Source organism: Komagataeibacter oboediens (assembly GCF_003207815.1).
GTDB classification, from domain to species: domain Bacteria; phylum Pseudomonadota; class Alphaproteobacteria; order Acetobacterales; family Acetobacteraceae; genus Komagataeibacter; species Komagataeibacter oboediens.
In genome coordinates this window covers 1-3,179 of sequence record NZ_NKTX01000135.1, presented here as the reverse complement: position 1 = coordinate 3,179, position 3,179 = coordinate 1, and the positions used below count along the sequence as shown (strand labels likewise).

Genomic DNA, 3,179 nt, shown 5'->3' with positions numbered 1-3,179 from the left:
GAACCTCTGTATATGGGCCGAATAGGTCGCACACTGTGCGACTTTATGGTCGCATGTGGTGCGACCTAATGGCAAGCCATTTTTGGCGGTTTCCCAGCGAAAATCGCGGATCGGCAAACCCCTAGATAAAAATAAGATATTAATCCTTTCCTATGGTCCTTTCCTTTTTTCGGTGGAAAACTGCCATTTTCGACGTGTTCAGTCGGCGGAAATCGCTCTTCCGAATTGCTCAGGAAGAGGGAGGGGTTGGCGATCATGGCTGCACAGCCCAGCCGCTGGCGTTCTGGGTGGGGTAGCAGAAGGTGCGCTTTTCCTTCGGTTCGTATTTGGCCTCATATCCCGGCAGATGGCAGTGGCCGAGGGCTTGCAGAAGGCCCGCCCTGTCCATCAGGTAGCCAAGCTGGCCGCTGGGGGTGACGCCCCATGCTGCAACCGTGTTGGCCGCTACGGCCTCGCTGTAGCCGTGGGCCGTGCCAGAGGCCCAACCGTCACGGTGTCCCAGCCAATAACCCGCCAACCACCCGCCACAGACCAGAAGAGCCGCGCAGAGGGCCGTCCAGATCATCAGACGCCTCTTGGATGCTGTGAAGGTGTCACCGGCTTCCTCGGCCAATTTAGAGGCTTTTCCGGCGGCGTCTGAAATGGTCTTGCACCTGGCATCTTGTTCGGCGGCCAGCCGCTCCATGCTGGCGGTGGCCGTGGACAGGCTTTTTTCGACCCTTTTGAACAGTTCAAACGGATCTTCTTCCAGTGTCTCACTCATGGCTGGTGTCCGGTGCTAGCTGCGGGGGCAGGGAGCATCCGGGGAGACGGGAAAATACCTCAAACGCCTTCCTGTCTGATGGGCGCTCTACCAGTTTCAAAAGTGTTTCAATAGTGCGGACGGCCCGTTCATCTGTTTCGGCAAGTTTTACCAGTGCGCCGCCCAAGATATAGTTCTGTCGGTCTCTCAACTTCGATTCTGCCTTGGCTGCTTCCTTCTGGGCATCTTTGATGCGCTTTTTCTGTTCAGCTATGATCCTTTTGGCGTTCTCAATCTCTTTCGCAATATCGCTCATATCATCCTCACCGTGGAGCCGTTCCGTTTCAAACGAATACCACATATCCCTTGATGCCGTCAGGTATTAAGGGCGCAGTTACGACTTGCACAAGTGCAAGTCCTGCGTCATGGTGGCTTCGCCCCCCTGAACCCCCCGTTTAACTCCAAAAGGTAGGCGCTCGATCCGTGGCAATCTATCGCGCAGAAACGAAACCGATCAGCCGGAGCGCAGGGCGTTCCGTTGTGGCTGCGGCTGCGTATCGTGCTGGCGAGGATTTGACCAACGAGGTTGACGGGCACGAACACAAATACAGCCCCCGGCAGAATAGCGTTGCCCATAAGGCAATTTTCATTCCGGGGGGTGGCACGGCTGACCGTTCGGAATTGTGGAATGACGCGGAGCGATCAGAGAAACGCAAGGACGCCCGCACCGGGAGGGAATGGGTTGTGGCCCTCCCTCATGAACTCACCAGCGAGCAGCGGGCCGAACTGGCGGACAGTTTCGCGCGTGAGTTGGTCCAGCGGTACGGGGTGGCCGTGGACGTGGCCGTGCATCTTCCGGGTGACGAGGGCGACGACCGGAATCATCACGCGCACATCATGACCACCACCCGCACGGTGGAGCGGGGGGCCGATGGCAAGCTGTCCTTTGGAGACAAATCAACCATCGAACTGTCCGACAAGAAGCGGCAGGGCATGGGACTGGGGAAGGCCGCCGACGAGGTGAAGGAAATCCGGCAGCTATGGGCGGGCCTTGCCAATGCCGCGCTAGAGCGGGCTGGGCAAGAGGCCCGGATAGATCACCGGAGCAATGCGGAGCAGGGGCTAGACCGCGTTCCAGAGCGGCACATGGGGCCGAATGTGGTGGCTCTGGAACGGAAGGGCCACCAGACCCCGACCGGCAACCACAACCGGCGTATCCGGGCCGAGAACGCCCAGCGGGCCGAGGTGATAGATTTCGCCCTGGCTAAACTGGCGCAGGCCGTCAACGCCATGCGTGAGGGCTTCGAGAGGGTGGCCCAGGCATTTGACCGGCTGACCCCGCCGATACAGCAGAAAGCCGAGAAAACCGCCAATAAGTGGATGGCTTTCAGCAAAGGGCTGAAGGCAGGAGCCGCCAAGGATGCCGAGGCAGAGCGGAAACGTCAGATGGACGAGCGGATGCGGCTGGCCGAAGAGCGCCTAAGAGCCGCAGCGGCCGAGAAAGAGCGGGCCGAGCAGCGGGCCAAAAACGCCAAGGAGCATCAGGAGATGCTACAGGCCCGCCGGGATCGAGGCGGGAGAGGGCGGGGCCGTTAAGCCTTGGCGTCCTGCCCGGCCCGCGCCTTGGCTATGACGGAACGGGCATGAGCGAGGGCGGGGCCGTGGCCGTCCGCCTGCGCTGCTTGCAGCAGTTCTTCCCGCACCAACGGGTCTTGTGCCGCCTTGGCGCTGTCGAACACGTCCAGTTCCGAAACCTTCATGGGTTAAGCCTTGCCACCCTGCACGACTGCCAGCTTGGCGCCGGGGCGTGGGATTAGGGCAAGTTCTTCCTGCGTGGCGCGGCTGCCGACCTCGGCCACATGCCGGTTCATGTAGTAGCGGGCGAGGCCCGGCCCGCGCATTCCGGCCACCTTCTCGCGCTCGGAGAAAATCGCGCCGAAGCTCACCAGCTCGTTCATGACGGCTGTAACTTCGTTGACCCGGATACCGACTTTTTCCGCGATTTCCTCACGGGTCAGCATGATCTGGCCGGTATGGGGAAACAGGTGGTCGAACAGCAGCGTCCATACGTCCACGGCCTTCATGGGCCGCTTACTGTTCTTCAGCAGCCAGAGGGTGACGGCGCGATTCTGGGCGGGACGGATCATGACGAACGGCTCCGTGGTTCCGGGGTCTGGGGTGGTGAGGTTCTTGATCTGGACGTAGAGCCGTCCGACCGCATCCCGCATCGGTCCATCGTCCTCTGCGAAGGGCAGAAGGGCTTGCTTCAACAGGTCGGCTTGGTCCTCGCGGAGCCGGTCTTTGCGGGTCTTGAGACGGGTGACATTCCGCATGTGGGGAACCTCTGTATATGGGCCGAATAGGTCGCACACTGTGCGACTTTATGGTCGCATGTGGTGCGACCTAATGGCAAGCCATTTTTGGCGGTTTCCCAGCG

General features: G+C 60.5%; 5 protein-coding genes. 1 reads left to right on the top strand and 4 read right to left on the bottom strand.

Annotation, left to right across the window (positions count from 1 at the left end):
* Positions 1-253: 253 nt before the first annotated feature.
* Together CFR80_RS17450 and CFR80_RS17445 are read right to left on the bottom strand one after the other, a co-directional pair.
* Positions 254-763, bottom strand: coding sequence for a replication protein (locus tag CFR80_RS17450; RefSeq protein ID WP_110507803.1), 510 nt, complete (start codon positions 761-763; stop codon positions 254-256).
* Complete coding sequence (locus CFR80_RS17445) at positions 756-1,058, bottom strand: mobilization protein (RefSeq protein WP_146221698.1); 303 nt, start codon at positions 1,056-1,058, stop codon at positions 756-758. The genes CFR80_RS17450 and CFR80_RS17445 overlap by 8 nt, the downstream gene beginning before the upstream one ends.
* Positions 1,059-1,225: 167 nt before the next feature.
* Here CFR80_RS17445 and mobQ point away from each other — a divergent pair, with 167 nt between their 5' ends.
* Positions 1,226-2,338 carry a MobQ family relaxase gene (gene mobQ / locus CFR80_RS17440; RefSeq protein ID WP_026018904.1) on the top strand — a complete coding sequence of 371 codons (1,113 nt, stop codon included), beginning with the start codon at positions 1,226-1,228 and terminating at the stop codon, positions 2,336-2,338.
* On the opposite strand, the gene CFR80_RS19545 is transcribed toward mobQ, so the two are convergent.
* Positions 2,335-2,502, bottom strand: a complete 168-nt coding sequence (locus CFR80_RS19545; RefSeq protein WP_019087464.1) for a hypothetical protein — start codon at positions 2,500-2,502, stop codon at positions 2,335-2,337. The two genes, mobQ and CFR80_RS19545, sit on opposite strands and share 4 nt — an antisense overlap.
* A 3-nt stretch (positions 2,503-2,505) precedes the next feature.
* Entirely contained in the window at positions 2,506-3,075 is a 570-nt protein-coding gene (locus CFR80_RS17435) for a hypothetical protein (protein ID WP_019087465.1), read from the bottom strand.
* Between the last annotated feature and the right edge of the window lie 104 nt (positions 3,076-3,179).